This window comes from Streptomyces niveiscabiei, assembly GCF_001419795.1.
Classification (GTDB): domain Bacteria; phylum Actinomycetota; class Actinomycetes; order Streptomycetales; family Streptomycetaceae; genus Streptomyces; species Streptomyces niveiscabiei.
Genome location: NZ_LIRL01000391.1, coordinates 1 through 3628, shown reverse-complemented (window position 1 = coordinate 3628; position 3628 = coordinate 1). Strand labels below are relative to the sequence as shown.

The 3628-nt window shown below is 69.8% G+C and carries 3 protein-coding genes; all 3 read right to left on the bottom strand.

Annotated features, from left to right (window positions below; translation table 11 throughout):
• On the bottom strand, window positions 1–336 hold a 336-nt coding region (locus AOK24_RS19430), incomplete at its 3' end, for a VOC family protein (RefSeq protein ID WP_055721338.1).
• A gap of 80 nt (window positions 337–416) precedes the next feature.
• Complete coding sequence (locus AOK24_RS19425; RefSeq protein ID WP_055721337.1) at window positions 417–1265, bottom strand: hypothetical protein; 849 nt, start codon at window positions 1263–1265, stop codon at window positions 417–419.
• Window positions 1262–3481 (bottom strand): WD40 repeat domain-containing protein, encoded by a 2220-nt coding sequence (locus tag AOK24_RS19420; protein ID WP_240554005.1) that lies wholly within the window; start codon window positions 3479–3481, stop codon window positions 1262–1264. The genes AOK24_RS19425 and AOK24_RS19420 overlap by 4 nt, the downstream gene beginning before the upstream one ends.
• Window positions 3482–3628: the final 147 nt, after the last annotated feature.

Genomic DNA, 3628 nt, shown 5'->3' with positions numbered 1-3628 from the left:
GCAGAACTCGTTGCCCTCGGGGTCCAGCAGTGTCACCCACCCGGTCCCGTCGGGTTTCCGGTGGTCCTCCGCCAGCTTCGCCCCCAGTCCGAGCAGCCGCTCCACCTCCTCGTCGCGGGTCCGGTCCTGCGGCTGGAGGTCGAAGTGGACGCGGTTCTTGACGGACTTCCCCTCGGGGACGGCGAGGAAGAGGAGCCCCGCGCCGGCGATGAGGGCCTCGGGGTCGCCGGGGCGGTCCTCGTCCTGGAGGGGGTGCCCGAGCACCTGGGACCAGAACGTCGCGAGGGCGAAGGCGTCGTGGGAGTCGATCGTGGTGTGCCGTATGAGTGAGGTCATGCCGGAAATCCTTGTGCAACGCGGTAGCGAGCGCGAACTCCTTTTCGGCGGCGGCCTTTTCCCCGCACACGGCCCAAGCCCTAACGCCGCAGCGCCGCCGCGACCGCCTCGCCGGTCTCCCGTGCCGTGAGGTACGGCCGTACGTCGTGTGCCTTCGCGCCGTTGTGCACGAGGCGGTCGGTGACCCGGGGGCCGAAGACCGGGGCGAGTTCCTTGTTCAGGGCGACGGCGTCGCCCCGGTCGGCGATGTTCGTCCAGCGGGTGACACAGGCGGGCCAGCGGGCCCGGTCCACGTACGGGGGCGGGTCGAGGCGGTCGAGGACCAGGCCGTGCACGGCGAGGGGCGAGCCGAGGGTGATCAGTGTCAGGTCCGGCAACTCCGGGTGCGCGCACAGGGTTTCGTACGCGACGACCGAGCCGAGGGAGTGCGCGATCACCAGTTCCGTCCGCTCGCTGAGCGTGTCGAGGAGGCGGGCGCGGACCGCTGCGCGGACGTCCGGTTCTGTGAAGTAGCGGCGTACCTGGCGGGCGTCCGAGATCAGGAGCCGGTCGGCGAGCCCGGCGAAGAACGCCGAGTGGCTCAGGGCGTCCAGGGCCCGCTGCACCCGGTGAGGTGTGCGGGCCCTGGCCGCCAACTCCGGCCCCGGTACGGGTTGTTCGGCCTTCGCCGCCGCCTCCCACCAAGCGAGCAGGAGGTCTTCCTCCAGGCCCTCCTCGACGTCCGAGGCGTCCCAGTCCGGCACCCCCACACCCCGGTGGCCCGGGAGGCGGAACAGATCGCCGTAGAAAGCCATCGCCACGTCCTCGCGAGCCAACTCGCCGCCGTTCAGGGTGACTCCGTCGCTGAGCGCCGGGTACCAGTCGGTGAGCAGGCTCTCCGGGCCCTTGTGCTGCTGGGCTATGCCGTGGACCAGGACGACGCGGGTCATGGGCTCTCTCCGGGGTCGGCCGAGGCGAGGCCCAGTGCTACGGCTCCCATCTCGGTGGCAAGACAGACGTAACCGGTTTCTGCAACGGCGATGTCGTTGATGCCGCTGCCGACGTCCAACTCCGTCGTCCAGCCGGCGTCCCGGGTGTTCCAGATCCGCAGGAGCCCGAAGCCGTCGCCGGCCACGAGGAGGGGCGTGCCGTGGACCTCGGCACAGACCAGGGCTCGGACGGGGGACGGGAACGGGGCGAGGTGATGGCCTGCCGGTTCGCCGGTGAGGGGGTGCCAGAAGCGGAGGGTGCCGTCGCCTGCGCCGGAGACGAGGAGGTCGGTGGAGTCGAGGCGGAGGAAGTCGACGCTTCGGGCTCCCATGGCGTGGTCCGTCATCGGGGGTGCGGCGGGGGCGCCGGTGCGGAGGTCCCAGAGGCGGACTGTGCCGTCGAGGGAGGCGCTGGCGAGGAGGTGTTCGGCGCCGGGTGGGCCGCTGCGGAGGGCGGTGACGCGGGCAGTGTGGCCCGTCATGGGAGGGCCGTACGGGGCTTGGGTGTCCAACTCCCAGGTGTGCAGGGTGAAATCACCCGCTACGGAGACCACGAACGTTCCACCACCCAGTGTGTGCGGCAAGGCTCCCCACGTGGTGCCGAAGCGCCTGATCAACCGCTCGCGTGGTTCCAGTGCCCATACATCGACGCCCGACCAACTGCTCGTGACCATCACCGGGCAGCCTCCTGCACTTGTGGTCGCCATGCTGTAGAGCCCGGAGCCGGTGGAGGTGATGTGCGGCGCGATCTGCCGGCCGTCCTCAAGGGCGTGCAACCGGATGCCACTGAAGTAGCTGCCAGTCACCAAAGCTGAACGGCTGCCGGAGAGCTGGACAATGTCCGCCGAGCGGAGACTCCGGTCGGCCCCGCTCAACGGCTCGCCGGAAGGGAGCATGGTCGCCAGGTTCCACACGCGCACCTGCCGGTTGTCGGCGCTCACGGCAACCGGTGTGCCGTTGACCGTCCCGAGAGCCGGTGCGGGACACGTCTTCGCCTCCGACACCCTGGCCGAACCTTCGAGCGCAGGCCCCAGCGGGCTCCCTGTAGCCAGGTCCCACACTCGCACGGTGTCGTCGGAGCCGACGGAGGCCACCAGGGTGCGGTTCTGAACTTTGGCAAGATTCGCGCGCAAGACCCAGTCAGTGTGTCCAAGGAGCGGGGGCCCCACGGATTCGCGAGTCACGATGTCGTAGATGTGGACGCCGTTTCCCTCGTACGTCGACAGAACCACCGGACGATCGTCGAGGAAAGCCACTCCGATCGCGTCGACGTTCAGAGAGAGCTTCTTGAGGTCGAAGTGCGCTTCCGGCGAACCGATTCGGGGCCCGGTGACCCGCCAGAAGTAGGCATGTCCGAGGGCGGTCGCGACGGCGATCTCCATGCCCTGGCCGACCGCGCGTACGGCCATGTACTGCACGCCGCCGATGTGTCCCGCCAGAGGAGGTGTCCGCAGGCGCCCGGTCACGTAGTCCCAGACACGAACTGTGCCGTCCCCACTGCTGCTTACGACGACCGGCGTGTCACGCAGAACCCCCAGAGCGACGCACCGCACGGAGTTGGTGTGTCCGGTCAGCGGCTCCCCCATGGGCGCGCCTGTCAGCGCGTCCCACACCCTGACTTCCGTGTCCTCTCCCCCGGTGAGCGCGACAAGGCGTCCCTCGACATTACCGAGAGCCACTGCCCGCACCCTCCCGAAGTGCCCCACCATGGGCGCCCCGACCGGGACGTTCCCACTCAGGTCCCAGAGCCGGGCCGTGCCGTCCCCGCCTCCAGTGATCACCACCGCCATGTCACCCGTCTGGTACAGGGCGACGCTGTGGACCTGTCCGCTGTACCTCTCCTCCGGCTGGTCGGCGGAGAGGTCCCAGATCCGGGCCGTACGGTCGCGGCCGACCGTGACCGCCAGCGAGGTGCCGGTGTGAGAGGCCAACGCGGCGGCCTGGATCTGGTCCACGTGGCCGCGCAGCGGCGGGCCGACCGGGCGCAGGCCCGGCAGTTCCCACAGCCTGGTCTCCTTGCGTCCGCAAGTGAGCGCGACCGGGCCCCCGTTGAAGCGTCCGAATACGACGGATCGGACCCCGCTGGCCCCGAAGTACCGGTGAGCAACCACGGGTTGGCCGATCTGACGCCGCTCCGCCAGGTCCCACATGCTCAGCAGTCCGCTGTTGTCTCCCACCAACAGGGTTGTACGGCCGTCGACTTCCCCCACACACAGCGTGGTGACCGACTCCGCAGGCCCGATCAAGGGACTGCCCAGAGCACGCGCGCTCTCCCCCTCCCCCAGCCCACTCAAGTCCCACACCCGAACAGCCCGGTCGTCCCC